The 18710-nt window shown below is 44.1% G+C and carries 15 protein-coding genes; 9 read left to right on the forward strand and 6 right to left on the reverse strand.

Annotated elements, in window-relative coordinates; all coding sequences use genetic code 11:
- Nucleotides 1–3: 3 nt before the first annotated feature.
- The 3 genes from AC6R05_RS24010 to AC6R05_RS24020 all read left to right on the forward strand — a co-directional run bounded on the left by AC6R05_RS24010 (nucleotide 4) and on the right by AC6R05_RS24020 (nucleotide 5445).
- The gene (locus AC6R05_RS24010; RefSeq protein ID WP_500648936.1) at nucleotides 4–1128 is read left to right on the forward strand and encodes a mandelate racemase/muconate lactonizing enzyme family protein; all 1125 of its coding nucleotides are present in this window, start codon (nucleotides 4–6) and stop codon (nucleotides 1126–1128) included.
- Between the two features lie 70 nt (nucleotides 1129–1198).
- Complete coding sequence (locus AC6R05_RS24015; RefSeq protein WP_500648937.1) at nucleotides 1199–2812, forward strand: BCCT family transporter; 1614 nt, start codon at nucleotides 1199–1201, stop codon at nucleotides 2810–2812.
- 323 nt (nucleotides 2813–3135) lie between these two features.
- Nucleotides 3136–5445 (forward strand): molybdopterin-dependent oxidoreductase, encoded by a 2310-nt coding sequence (locus AC6R05_RS24020; protein WP_500648938.1) that lies wholly within the window; start codon nucleotides 3136–3138, stop codon nucleotides 5443–5445.
- Between the two features lie 95 nt (nucleotides 5446–5540).
- Here the strand turns inward: AC6R05_RS24020 and katG are convergent, their stop codons facing one another.
- The 3 genes from katG to AC6R05_RS24035 form a co-directional block, all read right to left on the reverse strand.
- A complete protein-coding gene (gene katG, locus AC6R05_RS24025) occupies nucleotides 5541–7742 on the reverse strand; it encodes a catalase/peroxidase HPI (protein ID WP_500648939.1) in 2202 nt (733 codons plus the stop codon).
- Nucleotides 7743–8039: 297 nt separating this feature from the next.
- On the reverse strand, nucleotides 8040–8735 hold the full coding sequence (locus AC6R05_RS24030) for a VC0807 family protein (RefSeq protein ID WP_032550739.1): 696 nt from the start codon (nucleotides 8733–8735) through the stop codon (nucleotides 8040–8042).
- 305 nt (nucleotides 8736–9040) lie between these two features.
- Complete coding sequence (locus AC6R05_RS24035) at nucleotides 9041–9946, reverse strand: 2OG-Fe(II) oxygenase family protein (protein ID WP_500648940.1); 906 nt, start codon at nucleotides 9944–9946, stop codon at nucleotides 9041–9043.
- A gap of 308 nt (nucleotides 9947–10254) precedes the next feature.
- On the opposite strand from AC6R05_RS24035, the gene AC6R05_RS24040 reads away from it, so the two are divergent.
- The 3 genes from AC6R05_RS24040 (at nucleotide 10255) to AC6R05_RS24050 (ending at nucleotide 11515) form a co-directional block, all read left to right on the forward strand.
- Nucleotides 10255–10803 (forward strand): DUF2975 domain-containing protein, encoded by a 549-nt coding sequence (locus AC6R05_RS24040; RefSeq protein ID WP_500648941.1) that lies wholly within the window; start codon nucleotides 10255–10257, stop codon nucleotides 10801–10803.
- A 10-nt stretch (nucleotides 10804–10813) separates the two neighbouring features.
- Complete coding sequence (locus AC6R05_RS24045; protein ID WP_150873119.1) at nucleotides 10814–11020, forward strand: helix-turn-helix domain-containing protein; 207 nt, start codon at nucleotides 10814–10816, stop codon at nucleotides 11018–11020.
- A gap of 87 nt (nucleotides 11021–11107) precedes the next feature.
- On the forward strand, nucleotides 11108–11515 hold the full coding sequence (locus tag AC6R05_RS24050; protein ID WP_032550735.1) for a hypothetical protein: 408 nt from the start codon (nucleotides 11108–11110) through the stop codon (nucleotides 11513–11515).
- A gap of 99 nt (nucleotides 11516–11614) precedes the next feature.
- On the opposite strand, the gene AC6R05_RS24055 is transcribed toward AC6R05_RS24050, so the two are convergent.
- Nucleotides 11615–11950 (reverse strand): hypothetical protein, encoded by a 336-nt coding sequence (locus tag AC6R05_RS24055; RefSeq protein ID WP_285400729.1) that lies wholly within the window; start codon nucleotides 11948–11950, stop codon nucleotides 11615–11617.
- 433 nt (nucleotides 11951–12383) lie between these two features.
- Between AC6R05_RS24055 and AC6R05_RS24060 the strand changes: the two genes are divergently transcribed.
- Together AC6R05_RS24060 and AC6R05_RS24065 are read left to right on the forward strand one after the other, a co-directional pair.
- Nucleotides 12384–13106 (forward strand): DUF1007 family protein, encoded by a 723-nt coding sequence (locus AC6R05_RS24060; RefSeq protein ID WP_500649030.1) that lies wholly within the window; start codon nucleotides 12384–12386, stop codon nucleotides 13104–13106.
- Between the two features lie 130 nt (nucleotides 13107–13236).
- Nucleotides 13237–14196, forward strand: a complete 960-nt coding sequence (locus AC6R05_RS24065; protein WP_500649031.1) for a nickel/cobalt transporter — start codon at nucleotides 13237–13239, stop codon at nucleotides 14194–14196.
- A 124-nt stretch (nucleotides 14197–14320) separates the two neighbouring features.
- On the opposite strand, the gene AC6R05_RS24070 is transcribed toward AC6R05_RS24065, so the two are convergent.
- Nucleotides 14321–15961, reverse strand: coding sequence for a methyl-accepting chemotaxis protein (locus tag AC6R05_RS24070; RefSeq protein WP_500648942.1), 1641 nt, complete (start codon nucleotides 15959–15961; stop codon nucleotides 14321–14323).
- A gap of 1042 nt (nucleotides 15962–17003) precedes the next feature.
- On the reverse strand, nucleotides 17004–17432 hold the full coding sequence (locus tag AC6R05_RS24075; protein ID WP_500648943.1) for an Lrp/AsnC family transcriptional regulator: 429 nt from the start codon (nucleotides 17430–17432) through the stop codon (nucleotides 17004–17006).
- 169 nt (nucleotides 17433–17601) lie between these two features.
- On the opposite strand from AC6R05_RS24075, the gene ocd reads away from it, so the two are divergent.
- Nucleotides 17602–18624, forward strand: coding sequence for an ornithine cyclodeaminase (ocd, locus tag AC6R05_RS24080; RefSeq protein ID WP_500648944.1), 1023 nt, complete (start codon nucleotides 17602–17604; stop codon nucleotides 18622–18624).
- Nucleotides 18625–18710 lie beyond the last annotated feature (86 nt).

Below are 18710 nucleotides of genomic sequence, written 5' to 3' on the forward strand. Positions count from 1 at the left end.
CCAATGAAAGATACTGTGATCAAACGAGTTGAGCTCTATGCTGTAGCCGATCGCGATGCTCCACCGATCCCTTGGGCCGACAACCAAGAGCCGCTACTCTATACCAACAACATCGTGCGTATTATTTGTAACGATGGAACCGAAGGTGTTGGTGCGACTATCAGCTATACAGAGAACGATTTTGACCGTTGCATCATTGAAGCTATGCGTACCATTGTGCCTGGGTTAATCGGAAAAAATCCATTAATGACGGATGAACTTAACACATGGTTAGGCGCGCGTTGTTCTTGGGGTGGTCTGCCAGCCAAGTCACCCATTGATATTGCTGCATGGGACATCAAAGGTAAGAAAGCGGGCATGCCACTATATATGCTGCTAGGTGGCGCACGCCATAAAATGAAGTCTTATGCATCTACTCCTATGTTCGACACGGTTGAAGAATACTTCCCATATGTTGATGGCTGTATTGAGCACGGATTTACCGCAATAAAACTTCATTGCTACTGCGTATATGAAAAAGACGTAAAACTGGTAAACGCGATTCAAGAGCGATACGGCAAGACTGGTATTCGATTCATGCTCGATACGGCCACTTTCTATACACCAGCAGAAGCAATGAAGATGGCTAAGCTGATGGAAAGTTACGATTGGGAGTGGTTAGAAGCGCCGGTTTCCGACTATGACTACAAAACCTATCAACGTTTAGTCGATAAAACAGACCTAGAAATATCAAGCCATGGCAATTGTCTACTGACGCTTCAAGAAGTGACTTATGCGTTAGGCAATGGTTTTTGGTCAGATGTTCGTCAAGACGCAACAGTTTGTGGCGGCATTACTCCGCTTAATAAGTGTTTCGCAATCGCTGAAGGCCACTCTAAAAACTTAGAAATACAGAGTATGGGTTACACCATTACGCAAGCGGCCAACCTACATGTCGCCCTTGCACACAATAACTGTAAGTTCTTCGAACAGTTTTATCCATACGAAAGCTTCGAGCTTGCTTCTAAAACTCAAATCCGAACAGACCGAGACGGTTTTGTTCACGCACCAGAGGGTAATGGTTTAGGCGTTGAGATGGATTGGGACGCTGTAAAAGAAGCATCGATCGCTACCTATGTATTCGAATAATTAAAACAAAATTGACGTGAAACAGTTGTTCTCCTCTCAGAGGTGTGGGGAGAATAACAAGGAGTCCTCTATGGAAACTTACAACTCTAGCAACTTTGACCGAACTACGGTCTTAATCTCTTTGATCATTATAAGTGGGCTATCAGTCTTCTTCCTAACAGATACTGAGCGCGCTATTAGCATCGCTGGTGATATATTTACCATGATTGCTTACAACCTCGGTACCCCTATCTTATGGTTCGGTTTTGCCATGGTCGTTGTCTCGGTTTACTTAATGGTGAGCAAATACGGCAACATTCGAATGGGTAATGAAAAACCGGAATACTCCAATTTTGCTTACATTACTATGATGGCTTTGGCCGGTGTAGGCTCAGGTACTGTTTATTGGGCGTTCTTGGAGTGGTCGTACTACATTAAAACACCACCATTTGCCATTGAAGCGGGATCGGTGACAGCGCATGAATGGGCAGTCACTTACTCTTTACACCACTGGGGTATTACGGCTTGGGCGCTTTATGCTATCAGCGCTGTGCCTATCATGTATTCTTACTATGTTCGCAAAAATCCATCGCTAAAAATCAGCGATATCATAAAAGGCATGATTCAAAACCAAGCGGTAGGTAAGGTCGTTGGTCGTATCATCGATATTACTTACCCTATTGCTTTAGTTTTTGGCCTGATTATCGTACTTGCTTTGGGTGTGCCAATCGTGTCTGCGGCAGTGGCGCAATTAACTGGATTGCAAGACACCCTGATGCTTAAACTTGGAATGCTCGGTATTGTTGCTGCTTTGCTTATTGTCAGCTCTTTTGTCGGTATCGAGAAAGGGATGAAAAACATCTCAAGCTCTGGAACTTATTTCCTAATTGCTTTGGTTATTTACATCCTTATTTTTGGTCCGACTCTGTTTATCTTGGAGAATACCAGCACTTCGATCAGTTTGTGGGCGTCTAATTTCATCCATATGAGCCTTTATACAGATGCAATTACTCAAGACAAGTTCCCTCAAAACTGGACCGCTTACTTCTGGGCTTACTGGATGATCTTCATTCCTTTGATGTGTATTTTCATCACAAAAGTATCGAAGGGACGCACACTGCGTGAAGTCATCGCTTGTATGGTGGGAGGCGGTACTGTCGGCACTACAATCCTATTTTCTATCGTGGGTTCATTCATGATGAAAACTCAGCTAGACAAACAGGTGAACATTAGCCAAATGGTATCTGATGGCCAAGCCAGCCAATCGATTGTAGAAGCGCTAAACACATTGCCTTTCTCATCACTGATTCTGGTTGTATTTATTGTATCCACCTTCTTATTGTTGGTTACCACGTTGGATGGTTCTGTGTTTACCGTTGCTTGTCAAACTCAACACGTGCTCGATAAAGATAAGAACCCAGCAAGAATGCTGAAGATCTTCTGGTGTCTGGTTATTATCGCGATTCCAGCTGTATTCATCATAGTGAAAGCACCAGTAGGCTCTATGCAATCTGCGATATTGATATTTGCAGCACCCTTACTTGTTCTGGTGAGCTTTATGTTGATGAAGACCTTTAAATATATGAATGAAGACTATGGACAATTCACTGCTCAAGAGATTCAACGTATGCATCAGTTAAAAGTGTCACCAAAAAAAGCTGATAACGAAAAAGAGGCTGTTGATGCAGAACCTGTATTAAGCTAGACCTCACGTAACAACAAGTCATTTACGCCTTACGTGTAAATGACTTGTCATTTGTCGTTCTGGCAACCCTCGCTTTGCTTGGTTAACTCTAAACCGTCTAAGCTTGCATGAACCCCGTAATGTATTTCGCTTTTGTCCGGTCTGTACTCACGAATATCGGCTATTGGTAATAACGTATTCTTAAATATCCTGAATCAGGTCTGGAACAATCGTGTTCCACAAGGGTAAACTTCATCCAAAGCCTACCTTTTGGCACCTATGACAAGCGTTGCTCGCCAACACTGCGGTGAAGCGATGTTCTCATCACTTAACTAAGTAACAATATGACGAAAAAGTACACAACCTCCAGTCACTGGGGGGCAGGGATTGCAGAGGTCAAGGACGGCAAATTAGTTCGCGTCAGTGCACATCCACTTGATACGGATCCTTCTCCTATTAATGACAACATGCACAGCTCTCTATATGGCTCAGCCAGAATAAAGAAGCCGGCTGTTCGCAAGAGCTATCTTGAGAATGGCCCACAACATAAAAACAACACACGAGGTCAAGAACCTTTTGTTGAAGTGTCTTGGGAAACAGCCTTCGACCTGATCAGTAAAGCGGTTAAATCCACTCGTAACGAGCACGGCAATGAAGCGATCTTCGGTGGTTCTTATGGTTGGGGTAGTGCGGGGCGTTTTCACCATGCACAAAGCCAGCTTAAGCGATTTTTAACCTGCGCTGGTGGTTTCGTAAGTAGTCAAGGTAACTACAGCTACAATACGGCACTTATCCTGTTACCACATATAGTCGGTGATTTTGACAAACTGACATCTACTGCAACTCGCTGGTCGACGATCGCCAAAGAGGGTGAGTTGGTCGTAATGTTTGGTGGTGTACCACTAAAGAGCGCTCAAGTTTCTCCTGGTGGTTGTACACGTCACCGATTGAAAGACGAACTGCTGGCATGTCGCAAAGCAGGTGTGGAGTTTATCGACATCAATCCGTGTCGTTCAGACTCTCCGGCAGAAATTGAAGCAGAATGGCTGGCAGCAGTACCGGGCTCTGATTCAGCGATCATGCTTGGACTTGCGCATACCTTGCTTGTTGAAGACCTTCATGACAGCGCATTCCTCGACAAATATACCGTTGGGTTTGATGAAGTTAAGGCGTACCTGCTTGGTGAGAAAGACGGCGTTGCTAAGACAGCAGAGTGGGCGAGTGCTCTCTCGGAAATTCCAGCTGAACGCATTAAACAACTCGCTCGCCAGATGGCAAAGTCACGCACCTTTATCTGCACAGCTGCAGGGGTTCAGAGAACGGAACATGGTGAACAGACGCTGTGGGGGACGATCACTCTAGCTTCTATGCTTGGCCAAATTGGCTTACCTGGAGGTGGCTACGCGATTGCGTATGGATCTGATGGTGGGATTGGACTGATGCATCGTCCTATTCGCTGGCCAGCATTCCCACAACGCAAAAACGACGTTGATGCTTTTATTCCGGTGGCGTGTATTTCCGATATGTTGCTCAATCCGGGGGATGAGTACCAATACAACGGTATGAACCTGACTTATCCGGATATCCGTATGGTTTGGTGGGCCGGTGGTAACCCATTCCATCACCATCAAGACATTAACCGCTTAATTGAGGCATTCCAGCAACCTGAAACCATCATCGTCAATGAGATCAACTGGACATCAACGGCAAGGTTTGCCGATATTGTATTGCCGGTAACGACAACGTTAGAGCGAGAGGATATCGGTGCTGGCTCTCGTGACAACAGCTTGATCCCAATGCCTAGAGTTGTTGAGCCTGTTGGTGAAGCTCGTGATGAGTTTGATATTTTCACAGAGATAGCAAAGCGTTTGGAAATTGAAGAGGATTTCACTCAGAACAAGACCTCACGACAATGGCTCGAGAGCATGTGGCAAAAGCTGATCCCTGAGTCGAAAAATTTAGGTGTTGAGCTTCCAGACTTTGATACGTTTTTAAATGGGGACGTTATCGAGTTTGCAGATCCTAACCCAGACACTGTATTGCTTGCAGAATTTAGACAAGACCCAGATTTGCATCCATTGACGACACCAAGCGGTAAGATCGAGCTTTATAGCGAACGTATTGCCTCGTTTGGATACGACGATTGCCCAGGGCAGTTTACCTGGCTACCTCCGACAGAATGGTTGAAGTCAAAACAAGCGGAAACCTTTCCGCTTCATATGATTTCAGGGCAACCGAAGACTAAGCTGCATAGCCAACTCGACTCCGGTAGTTACAGCCGAAACGCTAAGATTAAAGGGCGTGAGCCAGTGATGATCAATCCGGTAGATGCGAAGGCTCGAGGAATTGAAGACGGCGATATCGTTAAGGTCTTTAATGATCGAGGTGCATGTCTAGCTGGTGCTGTTGTTACTGAAGACATTCGAGAAAGAACCATCTATCTGTGCACTGGTTCATGGTATGACCCGATGAATCCAAATGAGAAAGGCAGCCTTGATAAACACGGTAACCCGAATGTTCTCACTCACGATAAACGTACATCGAAGCTGTCACAAAGTACTGCTGCTCACAGCGCGTTGGTCAATATAGAGAAATTTGAAGGCGATTTGCCGGAGATCACTGTATTTGACTCGCCAGAGGTGTCAGCCGAGTAGTGAACTTCCTCGTTGACTCGCGTTGTACGAGGATTCTGATGAATCAAAAGAAAAGGGTAGCGAAATGCTACCCTTTGTTTTTCTGAGCCTAAACCTTAGTTCAGGTCAAAACGGTCTGCGTTCATGACTTTCGTCCATGCCGCGATAAAGTCTTTTACAAACTTCTCTTTCGCATCATCACACGCGTAAAGTTCAGCGAGTGCTCTCAATTGAGAATTAGAACCGAAGACTAGGTCAACACGAGTTGCTGTCCATCTCTTCTCACCCGTTGCTCTGTCGGTGCCTAAGTAAGCGCTGTTGTTTGGACAAACAGGTTTCCACTCAGTCGCCATATCAACAAGATTTACGAAGAAATCATTGCTTAAAACGCCAACCTTATCGGTCAACACACCATGAGGCGTATTGTTGTGGTTCGCGCCTAGTACACGCAGGCCACCGATAAGTACCGTCATTTCTGGTGCTGAAAGACCAAGTAGTTGTGCCTTATCAAGTAGCATCTCTTCTGCTGGCACGGTAAACAGCTTTTTAGAGAAGTTACGGAAGCCATCCGCTTCTGGCTCTAAAACTGCAAAAGATTCAGCATCTGTGTGCTCATCTGTCGCATCAACACGGCCTGCTGAGAATGGTACATCGACATTAAAACCACCATCTTTAGCTGCTTTTTCAATCGCAGTGTTACCTGCCAGAATGATCAGGTCAGCAATTGAAACACCACGGTCATTAGTGTTGAATGCAGAACGAACGGATTCTAGTTTGGTCAGTACCTTATCCAGCTGCTCTGGTTGGTTTGCTTCCCAATCTTTTTGAGGAGCTAAACGAATGCGCGCACCATTTGCACCACCTCGGTAGTCTGAACCTCGGTATGTCGATGCACTAGACCACGCTGTGTAAACCAGTTCAGATACCGTTAGGTCAGTTGCTAGAATTGCTTGTTTCAATTCTGCGATATCACTGTCTGACAGTGCACCAAAGCTTGCTGCTGGTAATGGGTCTTGCCAGATCAAATCTTCTGCTGGAGACTCTTCACCCAAGTAACGGCTCTTCGGACCCATATCACGGTGCGTTAATTTGAACCAAGCGCGGGCAAATGCGTCAGCAAACTCTTCAGGATTCTGGTGGAATCGTTTCGAAATCGGACCGTAGATAGGGTCCATGCGCATCGCCATATCTGCCGTGGTCATGATGGTTTTCACTTTCACAGAAGCGTCGTGGGCTTTCGGTGCCATGTGATCTTCAGTCACACCAATCGGCTCCCATTGCCACGCACCTGTTGGGCTTTTCACTAGATCCCAGTCGTAACCAAATAGCATGTCGAAGTAGCCGTTATCCCACTGAATTGGGTTTGGTGTCCAAGCGCCCTCAATGCCACTGGTGGTTGTGTCGTCGCCTTTGCCGCTGCCGAAGCTGTTTTTCCAACCAAAGCCCATCTCTTCAAGTGGTGCTGCTTCTGGCTCTGGACCCATAGCTGATTCAGGACCAGCACCGTGCGTTTTACCAAAGGTATGGCCACCTGCGACTAGAGCAACGGTCTCTTCATCATTCATACCCATACGAGCGAAAGTATCGCGAATGTCTTTGCCTGATGCCAGGATAGTAGGCTCGCCGTTCGGACCTTCCGGGTTTACGTAGATTAGACCCATTTGTACGGCTGCTAGTGGTTTTTCAAGCTCACGGTCACCAGAATAACGCTCGTCACCCAGCCATTCGCTTTCAGCACCCCAATAGATATCTTCTTCTGGTTCCCAAATGTCCTGACGACCGCCAGAGAAACCAAAGGTAGGTAGACCCATTGATTCGATTGCCACGTTACCCGCTAGGATAAACAAATCTGCCCATGAAAGGCTGTTACCGTATTTTTTCTTGATAGGCCAAAGAAGACGACGTGCTTTGTCTAGGTTGCCGTTATCTGGCCAACTGTTGAGTGGTGCAAAGCGTTGGTTACCCGTGTTACCGCCCCCGCGTCCGTCTGAAGTTCGATATGTGCCCGCTGCGTGCCATGCCATGCGGATCATGAATGGGCCGTAGTGGCCATAGTCTGCAGGCCACCAATCTTGAGAGTCTGTCATCAGAGCTTCAAGGTCGGCTTTAACTGCTTTAAGGTTCAGTGCTTTAAACGCTTCAGCGTAATTGAAGTTTTCATCCAGCGGGTTCGATTTTTTATCGTTTTGGTGAAGGATTTTTAGGTTCAATTGGTTAGGCCACCAATCGACGTTTTTCGTTGCTTTACCACCAAGGGTTGTATTCCCGCCATGCATTACTGGGCACTTGCCCGCATTACCATTTTGCTCACCGTGCATATCTATCTCCTGATTGTGACACAGTTAAACGCTCTCCAATTCCACTTAGCGATGAACTAAATCTGTTGGTGCGCTGAGATAACCATTTATAAACTATGGTCTATATCGTTGTGTTTTAAGAATGGCATCAAAGCTGGAAAAAAGCAGATCACTTATTTCTATTTCTTTGATAGAAAAATCCTATTGATCTCTTTTGGGAAGGGTGGTGGGCAGGTGAATTAGGGTACTTAACTTGGATAAGAAAACGCCTCAAACGAATTGTTCCGTTTGAGGCGTTGTATTGTTTAGCCGAAACCGTTACTTAGTGTGAAAGATTTGCTCGGTTTCCAAGTGAGTCATTGCGCGCACTTGACGCCAGATGTAGTAAAAAATACCAAACATCATCAGCATGCTTGGGATTGCAATCGCTGGGTAGCTGTAAAGAGTCAGTTTGCCTAGCTCTTCGTTAAACGCTGCTGTGCCTGCAGGGCTAGTCACAATCCACGTCGCTAAGAAGTAGTTCATTGCTGAAGAGAAAGCGAACGTACTTGCGAATAGGTAGTTTGAAGACATCAAGCAGCGATCAAAGGCTTCTTTTTTGCCGTTGGCTTCAAGACGTTCATTGATGAGCGGCAAGTTAAGCACGCTGTCGTTAAGCAGCATCTTTTGCATCAATGGGTAGCGAGTAAAGGTTGAGCCCAATACCGCTAAGCCGATAAGCCCCGGGATCAAGGCTTCTTTAAGTGCTAACCAACGAGTGTCTAGCTCAAGTAGACCAATGCCACCCGTTAATAAAACGCTGATGAAACCAAGAGCGGCGATGAAATTGAATTTCTTGTTACGTATAAGATCCATGCCACCGTAAATGACAGGAAACAGCAAGGCAACAACCAGCGCCATAGCGGTGCCTAGGTGTTCTTCTCCGCTAAACTTCATCAAGATAAAAGATGGGATAAATACGTTAAAAAGGATCTCGAATAGGGGATTCGACTTTTTTTCGGTCGTGTTGTTCATAATGCTTTATTGACTCTGTTATATCGCTGCTAGTTACTTCATTAGAAGTGTCGATTGCATGGCAGCAGATGTAAAGTGTTCATGCGTCGCGTTGTGTAACGAGTTATGAAATATTTGCCGCCATTGAGCCACAAACTGGAGAGTCAGGCAAGGATACAGGGTCAAAAGTTGTTATGAGAAGCGAAGACAGTGGCTTTTATTCTCTATATTTCCTTTCGGTCAGTTGGGCACGACTATTTGCTATACAGGCCGTCCAACGTCTAAAAAGTGAAACCACTGCAATTCGCTAACTCTCTGATGTTCGGTTAAAAAGGAGCAAATGCGTCTAGTTTGTCAGTAGGAGTGGTCCAACGCTGGTTGGCATCGACAGATGTATAGCTTGCACCCTGCATCGGTATTTGCCCATGATTTCCATACAGCCACAACACGATGTTTGAACGTTCACCCTGAGTGATTGGGTGAGTTGCATGGGGTACATGACCTCTATGGATCAACGCTACGCCCGGTTCAAAGGTTTGGTCAACTAACCCTCCGGTCGTTGGATCATAAAAGCTGACTTCAGAACCTGAGTAGGTTTCTTCAGGAAGGTTCATGTTGATGTTCATCGTTACCGAAGATGCATCAGTATGCATTCTCAAAGAAGTATCCGTGTTCGGTTCATATCGAATTGAAAAACCGAATGTTTGTGCGTCGTAACCGACTATTTCAGGGAACAGAAGTCTGGCGATCGGTCTCATGTACTTATCCAGCATTTCACGATAGAACGTCTGAAAGCTTGGTGCGGCTAGATAACCTTCCGAACGTGCGTCCAACATTGCGCCACTTCGATTCAACGCAATGCCGTAAGGCGGTCTTAGCGGGATGTCTGCACTCGCCGCTGATGAAAAGTAGTTGCGAAGTTGTTTGATGCTATCAATATCAAAGAATTGAAACTTGAAAACGCCAGGTGCGACTTCGCTTATCAACTCTTCAACTAAGTTTTCTTTTGCTGGATCTGCCCATGAACTATTTATCGCATTACGCAGTTTATGGTCGATAAGTGACTCTGTGAGTGGTGCTAAGCTTTGACTCTCTTCCCACTCACCCCATGCGTTTTGAAAGAGTGTTCTGTTGTTGTTCCAAAACGCATGGACTTCAGGCGCTCTTTGTAACATCGCTTCTCGGGTTGGGCGTTGCACATCGCGTGCTTGTTGTAATTGATTCAGTGTCATCGTTCCATTTCCTATTCCGTTTTCTCATGGAACGAACTTATTACTTATCATTTTGTAGATAAATAAGGCCCATAAAGAAACACTATCAACAAATCGTTGATAAAATGGCTTCAATAATCAATTGAGGGTGGATTAAGCCATAAATTAACGCACTTGTTTTGGTCGAATTGTAGTCACCAACTCTTTGTTTTTAATTCGTCACCTATCGTTTTAGATTGAAAGTTTAATGATAAACGATAAATTTTTATTGTTTATTAGATTTGGCAGACTATAATCAAGCCTACATACCAATATGTGGGAGAGTTCATATGAAAGAAATTCAAAGATACAGCCGAAAGATTCGAGTGGTCTTGCAAGCTTTAATGCTGCTTCTTCCACTGTCAGTGGTCTACTTTTGGGCATTTGTCCAAACACCATGGGACTTTTTAACGACGAGTGGCATTATTCAGTTCAGTCACGATATATCCAGTTACACATCTCAGCCGCTATCCATCGAGACACGATTTTGGGCTCTAGTTGTGAGCCTTCTTCCTTGTGGTGTTATCTTCTACGCGCTTCTGATCTTAACCAAGCTATTCAAGAGTTATGAAGCGAGTGAAGTGTTTACTGTTGAGACAGTTAAGTACTATCGCAAGTTAGGTTTGAGTTTCTTTTACTGGGCATTTGGGGGGCTTGTTTATGGTGGTCTCATTTCTGTGGTTCTGAGTTTCAACAATCCTCCAGGGCAACGCATTTTATCTATTAGCTTTACAGGCTTAGATGTTGTTACACTGTTTTGTGGAATGATTGTATTGGTTATTTCATACGTTATGAATGAAGCTCAAAAAATTGCTGATGAGCAAAGACACACCATCTAAGGCGCGAAGCATGAACATAGTTATTAACCTTGATGTAATGATGGCGAAACGCAAAATGCGTTTGAAGGAGCTGTCTGAACAGGTTGGCGTCAGTGAACAGAATCTATCGATTCTCAAAAATGGTAAGGCGAAAGCGATACGATTTAGTACGTTAGAGAAGATATGTGAAGTCTTAGAGTGCCAACCCGGGGACATCATCGTCTATCAAACGACTTAAAGAGGGTTGCTAGGGCTACAATCCGATGTTGCAGCCCAGCCTTAATGAGCGATATTATATGCCTCTTTTGTTCGCCAAGGTTTCACGATGTCAGACGAAGAATTAGCGCTAGAGTGGATGCGCCAACAAGCTCACAAAATCGACCCATATGTTGAGAACCCGAGTTTCGACGAATGCGCAGAGCTGCTTGAACCTGCTTTTAAGAAAGGTAAAACGATTGGTCAGCTAAAGTTTTTGTTAGGCGAAGCAGACCGAAGAGCAGGTGCGGCGGAACGTAAACACGCAGCACTGAAATATGCGAAAGAAAAAAGTCCAAACGCAGGACAAATTTTACGATTGCAAAGTAAGCTTCAACAAGTTCAATTGGCGCTTAAGTTAGCGACGGGAGATAACAATATGACCATCTCTCAATTCTGTGCCGAATATGAAGTGAGCAAGCGAGATGGAAGTACTGCTTGGCATGAGAAATTAGTACAGCAGGGTAAGAAACGATAGTTTCCGCTTAAGCTATATATTTTGACTCTTCTAAAAAAGCCACTGACTTGGCAAAGTTGGTGGCTTTTTGTTTTTATACACACTGAAAAATCGTGTGTTTTAAGCGAGTTCTACTGGGCCGTGATCATCACAGTGGTCACCATGCTGATGATGCAGCCTGCCATTGACAATGTAGTCGATATGATCGCCGTGCTTGATCGCCTCATGGCCACATCCTGGGCCATGAACATGATCGCCACAGCTATGAGTCGCTTGGCAGTGTGAAGGGTTTTTGTCGCTGACTTCCACGGCATGAGTATCGCAGTGGTCCCCATGAGGGTGGTGGAGTTCACCGTCAACTAAATAATCTATATGGTCACCATGGCGTATTGCCGTATGACCACAGTTTGGTCCATGAACATGTTCAGGGTGAGAGTGAGTATTTGTACAAGCCATCCTTGATATTCCTATTTTGACGTTAATTTAATATACATAAAACTAGTGGAACAAATTAAATTATAACCAAGGAATAAGCATTTGGTAGGTCTATGTGCTCGTATTTTATGGTAATGATTTGAGGTGCGTGGCAAAAGTTAAAAATCATTTATATCAATGACTTACTTTGTTTTGGATCTTGGGTTTTATTCTTGATACGTTATAACATATATTTTGTGATGTTATAATGTAATTTATTGTTAACATTTAGTGATTGCTTTTTATTTAATATGAGTGGCATATAGGTTTATTAAGCAATAGGTATTTACATTGGTAATGTTGAATTTATAGATATTTGTATACTTACTGTTTTTGATTAATCACCTTCAAACTAGATGCAATTTCCGCATGCTTTGTTATATTATAACATTACGTCGCGCTACCAATGTTAACCATGAAATTGCAATCTGTATCAATCAACTCTTCTTTTCGCAATCTGTCCGTCTGCGTCAAGCGCTTATTGAAGACCCACTTAAAAAAATGTGCGGCTTTTGGCTTCGCATTACTTCCCTTTTCGGCTAGCTTACAGGCTCATCCTCACTCTTGGGTTGAGATGAAAACTCATATAGAAGGGGAAAATGGGATGATTACCGGCCTGTCCATGGAGTGGTCATTTGATGCTATGACTTCGATGTATATGCTAGACGGTGAAGACTTAGCCGCTGAGAGTGAACAAGAAACCTTTGAAAAACTCGCTGCGTCTGTCATTGAGAACATGATGTATGAGCATTACTTCACTTATTTTTATGATGAAGAGACACCGATAAAATACAGCGTTGCCAAGAATGCTAAATTTGAACGTGATAAAGCGAAACTGGTGATGACTTTTGATCTGCCACTTTCTAAACCTAAAGCTGTCACAAGAGATACGCTGCGCCTACTCATCTTTGACCCGAGTTATTTTGTCGACATGTCCTGGAATTCTCAGAGCGACGTTAGCTTGTCTCCTGACTTGGAAAGGCAGTGCTCACTGGATCTAGTTGAACCTAACCCAACCCCAGAACAGATGAGCTACGCAATGTCGCTATCGGTAGATGCCGATCCTGATAACACGTTAGGCCAGCTTTTTACTCAAACCATTAAACTTAATTGTGCCACAGTCACCGATTCTCAGTGATGTTGTTGGTTATAAATGAACAACCATAGGTTCTAATCCAATGCAGAAAAGTCAATTCAAAACGAACCACTGCCTGATCGGTGCCGGCGCAGCACTGCTTGTTCTTGTTGGTCTCTACCAACTTTGGACAATGTGGCCGTCTTTGGTTTTATCAAGTATTCAGTGGCAAAGAGAAGTAAACGCCCAACTAGCTGATTTGCTCTATGAAGCAAAGTCTTCACCATGGGCTGCAGGGAGTTACTTAATTGGTTTTAGCTTTGTTTACGGTATGCTTCATTCACTGGGACCTGGACACGGTAAAGTGATTGTTTCGACCTACTTAGCAACACATCCCACAAAGGCGAAAGCGAGTTTGGTTCTTACTGTCGTTTCCGCGTTGTTGCAGGCATTGGTTGCTATTCTGCTGGTTAGTGTTTTGATTTGGGGCTTCAACGCTTCAATGCGCGTAGTGAATGATAAAGCAAATATGTTTGTTTTATTGAGTTTTGCTTTGGTTGCTGCTGTTGGTGCTTTGATCTGTTGGAAAGCGCTGCGCAACATCTATCAAACTATGCGTAAACCTAAACTCAAAGTGAAAGCCATTACTGGCCTGGCGACGAGTGGACAGTTACCGCTAACAATGCAAGCACCAACCTTAAACTCTATGAGTATTCAAAAGCCGGTAACTCATACTCATCACGCAGACTGTGGATGTGGCCATCAGCATGTAGCAGATGCAGAAGCAATTAATAAAGCTTCAACCTTGCGAGAATATGCCGGAATTATCGTTACTATCGGCGTAAGACCGTGTACTGGTGCGGTTATGGTACTGCTGTTTGCCAATGTTGTTGGTATGTATTGGATGGGCGTATTGAGTGCGTTGGCGATGGCTGTCGGCACCGCGTTGACCACTTCGCTGATCGCCATAATGACGCTTACTGGAAAACACTTAGTAAAACGTTATCTATCGGCAGGTAATAAAAACGGTAACGAAACATGGAAAGTTGCCGGCCATTACTTGCAGCTGTTTGGTGGAATGTTACTAATCGTTATCGGAACTCTACTTCTAAATGGACAAGAGAGCGGCATGTCGCCTGTCTTTACGATGTAATGTTATCGAGTGAACAGGTGGATTATATATAGAAAAAAGGATTGGTATGACTACCAATCCTTTTTAATTGAACGTCCTAACGATCATTCGTCAGATGAGACTTCTGAGTAAACAATGGTTGTCATCACACTTTGAAATAAGCGACTTCTTGCTTGAGCTGAGAAGCCAATTCATTCAATGCATTGGTCGCATTATCATTACTCTGCATATGTTCAATTGATTCGCTAGACATTTGTGAAATATCGCCCATCGCGTTTGAGATATCGCCTACAACCGTTACCTGACTTGACGTTGCCAATGCGACTTCTTTAACTTTCTTGAGAGAGTCATTGGCTTGCTGCTCGATATTTTGAAGTAATTCTGAAGCACTTTGAGTCTGCGCTTTACCGTTTTCAACTTGAGGCTGCGTCGTATTCATGGCGGCGACTGACGCTGCTGTTTCAGTTTGAACTTCGTTAATCATAGTCGCGATCTGAGAGGTAGCATCACCGGTTCTTTGAGCCAAACTACGCACTTCATCGGCTACAACAGCAAAGCCTCTGCCTGATTCACCAGCACGGGCAGCTTCGATAGCGGCATTCAGCGCCAGCAAGTTGGTTTGATCAGAGATTTCACTAATTACGTTGACAATACTGCCAATTTGCTTCGTTCTGTCTTCTAGACGCTCTATTTGTTCCACTGTTGTGTTAACCGTTGCGGAGATCTTCTCCATCTCGAGTGCAGCCTCGTTCACTACTTGACGACCTTGAAGTGCAAACTCTACTGTCATCTCTGAGTTATCTTCTGTATGAGTCGCTATAGAGGATACCTGATCGATACTGTGGCGCAGTTCGTCCAACTTTTGAGCCGTTTCTTGCGTTAATCTCGCTTGGTGAGTCGCCGATTCTAGTACTTGAGAAGAGCCTTGGGAGACATCCTCGATTTTACCTGCAAGACTATTTGAAGCCCCGATAATGTTCTTGACGATGCTGGTTATCTTTTGGTTCATATCAGAGAGTGAATCAAGAATACTGCCGTGATAATCGTTGGATGCAACATTCGTGAGATCCCCTTGTGCCATTTGCTTAATCGCCGATTGCGCAACAAATGGTTCACCCCCCAGTGATTTTCTGAAGCTGCGCTCAATGAGAACTCCAATAACGACAGAAACAATGAGAGAGATAAGAGTAAGGATTAGCATGAGGTTTTGGAAACCGCCAGCGACCATTCTCGCTTCAGGTGTGAGCTTTTGGTTCTCCGCTTCTTGGTAATCAATAAACTCATTGATGGTATCTAGCCATGTGATAAATGCCGGCCTGACTTGATCAAGGACGACATCCGTTACTGGCTGCATGTCTTTTTTGGCGGTCAAAATTTCTTCAACTAAAGGAAGAGTGTGTTTTTGGATTTCATCTATTCGAGCAAGAATGTCACGCTCTTTGCTAGAGAATGGAGCACCACTGGCTAACATTCTTTCCATATTCTGCTCGGATTCGGTATAGAAACTTTCAAGCTCACGAATCGTTTTCTCGAACGACATGACTTCTTGTACGTTTCTTGCGATTGCAACATCACGAATTGCAATGGCTCTGTCATGAACACTGCCGCGGTAGTTAATGGCATACCTCTGTTTAACTGAATTTATGTCAGTAATTTCAGCAAGCGTTTTGTCGATGGAGTTAACCTTTTGGATCCCCAAAATTGTCAGCAGAGTCATTAGAGCTAATATGGCCCCAAAGCCAAAAGCTAGGCGATTCCGCACAGTCATCTTTGATAAGTAGTTCACGCTACACCTCATTTATAACCCTCAGAGAAGTAGAGGGTGGCTTGTAGTTTTTTTGGTGATGCATGTTAACACTATTACAACATTCGCTGCATCTAACTTAAACGGGCTACCATATTTGAGAGATTTGTTTATTTGTGATTTTTAGCAAAGATGTTTTATCCCATTTTTGCTTTGTTCGAGAAGTTAACAATAATAGATTATCCAAACTTTGCCTTAATAAAACTAATGTGAAAAGCTACGCTCTTGTAAGCAGAATAATGTGGAGTTGTACGGCTTTAGTTCGAAAGAAAAAAGAAAAGCTTATTCGAATATGAGATCTAAAATCTCGGCAAAACGGTGAGTTACTTTGTAAACCGAAAATACAACAGAGGGTGGTTTATAACGGTCAATTATGAATAATATGGTTGTTTTTTGAACGAATGTTCACTGTTGCTATAAAGGTAACAAGAAATGCTACATTTACATCTATGTATCAACATGCGTCATGTCTATTTTTTTGATTGTAAGTATTTATATTATCAATGTTATTTTGTAAAGTGCATGCTCAGCTTGGGGGTGATTTATCATCCTCGAAAAAAGTGAAGGAGCATGCTCCTTCGCTTTTTTTAACTAAACTCAATAATGGAGTTATCAATGAGTTATAGATGGGCACTTTTTCGTCATAATTATTCACTTATAGGCGCTGCTTTCGAACTGTTTATTGTAGCACTATGCATTTTTTCATTGGCGTTACCTCTAGTATCTGAAAGCTTGCTTACCTTACAAATCTCATCAGCTTTACTGCTCTTCTGTTTTGTCTTGATGTTTACTTTCGCTCGAAGTGACAAGTTACGCAGTTCGATGCATTGATCCAACGAAACTGCACTTAGTTCATACCGAAATCACACCTTTATACCGGCGCGGTTTTGCTTGCCGCGCGCCATATAATCACCATCTTTCCCATACCTGTAATTATTCATGATTTGCTAATCTAGCAAGTTTCTGACGCCCAATAGTCAATAGTCACGTTGTTTTTCCTATTCAGGGCTAACGATTATTCCCATCAGAAAATTTTGTTTATCAGCAAATTAGCTTCGGTCTGCTCAATGCCCTCGATAGAGCGTATTCGGCCTAGCACACCACCCAACATTGAAAGGTTTGGGCTGCGCAGATTGGCTATCAGGTCCCATTTCCCGTTCGTGTGATACACGCTCAATACCTCAGGAAAACTCTGCAGGTTCTTAAGTACATTGTTCTCATCCTTTGCTGCTACACAAATGCTAATGATCGCTTCTACCTGACTCTGCTCAGTATCTTCACTAAGTTTGACGGTATAGCCGAGGATCACGCCTAACTTCTCCAGCTTGGTGATCCGGTTTTGTACTGTCGCGCGTGATACCTTGAGCTGCTTGGCGAGATTGACTACTGGCATACGTGCGTCTTTTCTTAGCAGAGCGATTAATTCGCGGTCCTTGTCGTCTAGGTTGCTCACGCTTTCTCCTGAATAGTTTTTACTGACATATTGATAAATGATGCTATCAAAATGCCATTTTTAGATAAATATTTGTACACTTTTCTGTCTTTTTGTTGGCTCAAGTCGCGTCTAGACTATCTCCATTCACAGTATGCATTGGAATAATAAGAGATTGAGGAGCTGTTAGATGACACTATTTTTGGATGTACAGGCGCTAGGTCGCCTAGTGAATGCGCAAGGTGCCGATACGTTCATGGCTGATCTACTTGGATATATGGAACAAGATTTCCGTCGTTGGCCAGAGTTTGATAAATCGGCTCGAACCGCAGCGCACAGCGAGGTTGGGGTTATCGAGTTAATGCCAGTAGCAGACCATAACTTATATGGTTTTAAATATGTGAATGGTCATCCATCAAACCCAAACCAAGGGCTTTCGACTGTGATGGCGTTTGGAGCATTATCGGAGGTAGCGACTGGTTATCCGCGCTTGTTGACCGAACTGACTATCTCGACGGCTCTGCGTACAGCGGTAACTTCGGTGATGGCGGCAAAGGCGCTCGCAAGAAAAGAGAGCCAGTCAATGGGGATGATTGGTTGCGGAGCTCAGAGTGAGTTTCAAGCCATCGCATTTCATGCCATTCTTGGCATTAAAGAGCTGCGAATCTTCGATATTGATTCAGATGCGATGGATAAATTAGCTGCGCATCTTGAGGTTTACCCTGATCTTAAGGTGATCAAAGCCGACAGTGCAAAATCGTGTGTGCGTGGTGCTGATATTGTCACAACGGTGACCGCGGATAAGGCGTATGCGACTATCTTGACGCCTGATATGGTCGAGCCGGGTATGCACATCAATGGCGTGGGTGGGGATTGTCCGGGCAAAACCGAGTTGCATCTTGATGTGTTGCTTGGTAGCAAAATCTTTATTGAACATGAGCCGCAAACTCGTGTTGAAGGGGATATCCAACAGTTGCCAGATCAGCACCCGGTATACCCTCTATGGGAAGTGATTGCAGGTAAGAGCATTGGACGAGAAAGTGAACAGCAGATCACCATCTTTGATTCGGTTGGCTTTGCCCTCGAAGATCTTTCAGTACTGCGTTATATCTACGATCTTGCTACTCAGCTCGGGTTTGGCGAAACAATAGAGTTAGTGCCACGCATGAGCAATCCTAAAGATCTGTTTGGTCTGATGAAAGCGACGCAATAACTCGCAACCAAGCACGTTTAGATTTGCGCTGTTGTATTCGGGTTAAAGTCCCATAAAAAGAAAATGCCCATTAGCACTAACGACTA

This window comes from Vibrio sp. R11-SG3-ISO9, assembly GCF_059834255.1.

What these genes read in the sequence shown, in the direction of transcription:
- AC6R05_RS24010 (WP_500648936.1), top strand. Translation starts at nt 4, where the DNA reads ATGAAAGATACTGTGATCAAACGAGTTGAGCTCTATGCTGTAGCCGAT.
- AC6R05_RS24015 (WP_500648937.1), top strand. Translation starts at nt 1,199, where the DNA reads ATGGAAACTTACAACTCTAGCAACTTTGACCGAACTACGGTCTTAATC.
- AC6R05_RS24020 (WP_500648938.1), top strand. Translation starts at nt 3,136, where the DNA reads ATGACGAAAAAGTACACAACCTCCAGTCACTGGGGGGCAGGGATTGCA.
- katG (WP_500648939.1), bottom strand. Translation starts at nt 7,742, where the DNA reads ATGCACGGTGAGCAAAATGGTAATGCGGGCAAGTGCCCAGTAATGCAT.
- AC6R05_RS24030 (WP_032550739.1), bottom strand. Translation starts at nt 8,735, where the DNA reads ATGAACAACACGACCGAAAAAAAGTCGAATCCCCTATTCGAGATCCTT.
- AC6R05_RS24035 (WP_500648940.1), bottom strand. Translation starts at nt 9,946, where the DNA reads ATGACACTGAATCAATTACAACAAGCACGCGATGTGCAACGCCCAACC.
- AC6R05_RS24040 (WP_500648941.1), top strand. Translation starts at nt 10,255, where the DNA reads ATGAAAGAAATTCAAAGATACAGCCGAAAGATTCGAGTGGTCTTGCAA.
- AC6R05_RS24045 (WP_150873119.1), top strand. Translation starts at nt 10,814, where the DNA reads ATGAACATAGTTATTAACCTTGATGTAATGATGGCGAAACGCAAAATG.
- AC6R05_RS24050 (WP_032550735.1), top strand. Translation starts at nt 11,108, where the DNA reads ATGTCAGACGAAGAATTAGCGCTAGAGTGGATGCGCCAACAAGCTCAC.
- AC6R05_RS24055 (WP_285400729.1), bottom strand. Translation starts at nt 11,950, where the DNA reads ATGGCTTGTACAAATACTCACTCTCACCCTGAACATGTTCATGGACCA.
- AC6R05_RS24060 (WP_500649030.1), top strand. Translation starts at nt 12,384, where the DNA reads ATGAAATTGCAATCTGTATCAATCAACTCTTCTTTTCGCAATCTGTCC.
- AC6R05_RS24065 (WP_500649031.1), top strand. Translation starts at nt 13,237, where the DNA reads ATGTGGCCGTCTTTGGTTTTATCAAGTATTCAGTGGCAAAGAGAAGTA.
- ocd (WP_500648944.1), top strand. Translation starts at nt 17,602, where the DNA reads ATGACACTATTTTTGGATGTACAGGCGCTAGGTCGCCTAGTGAATGCG.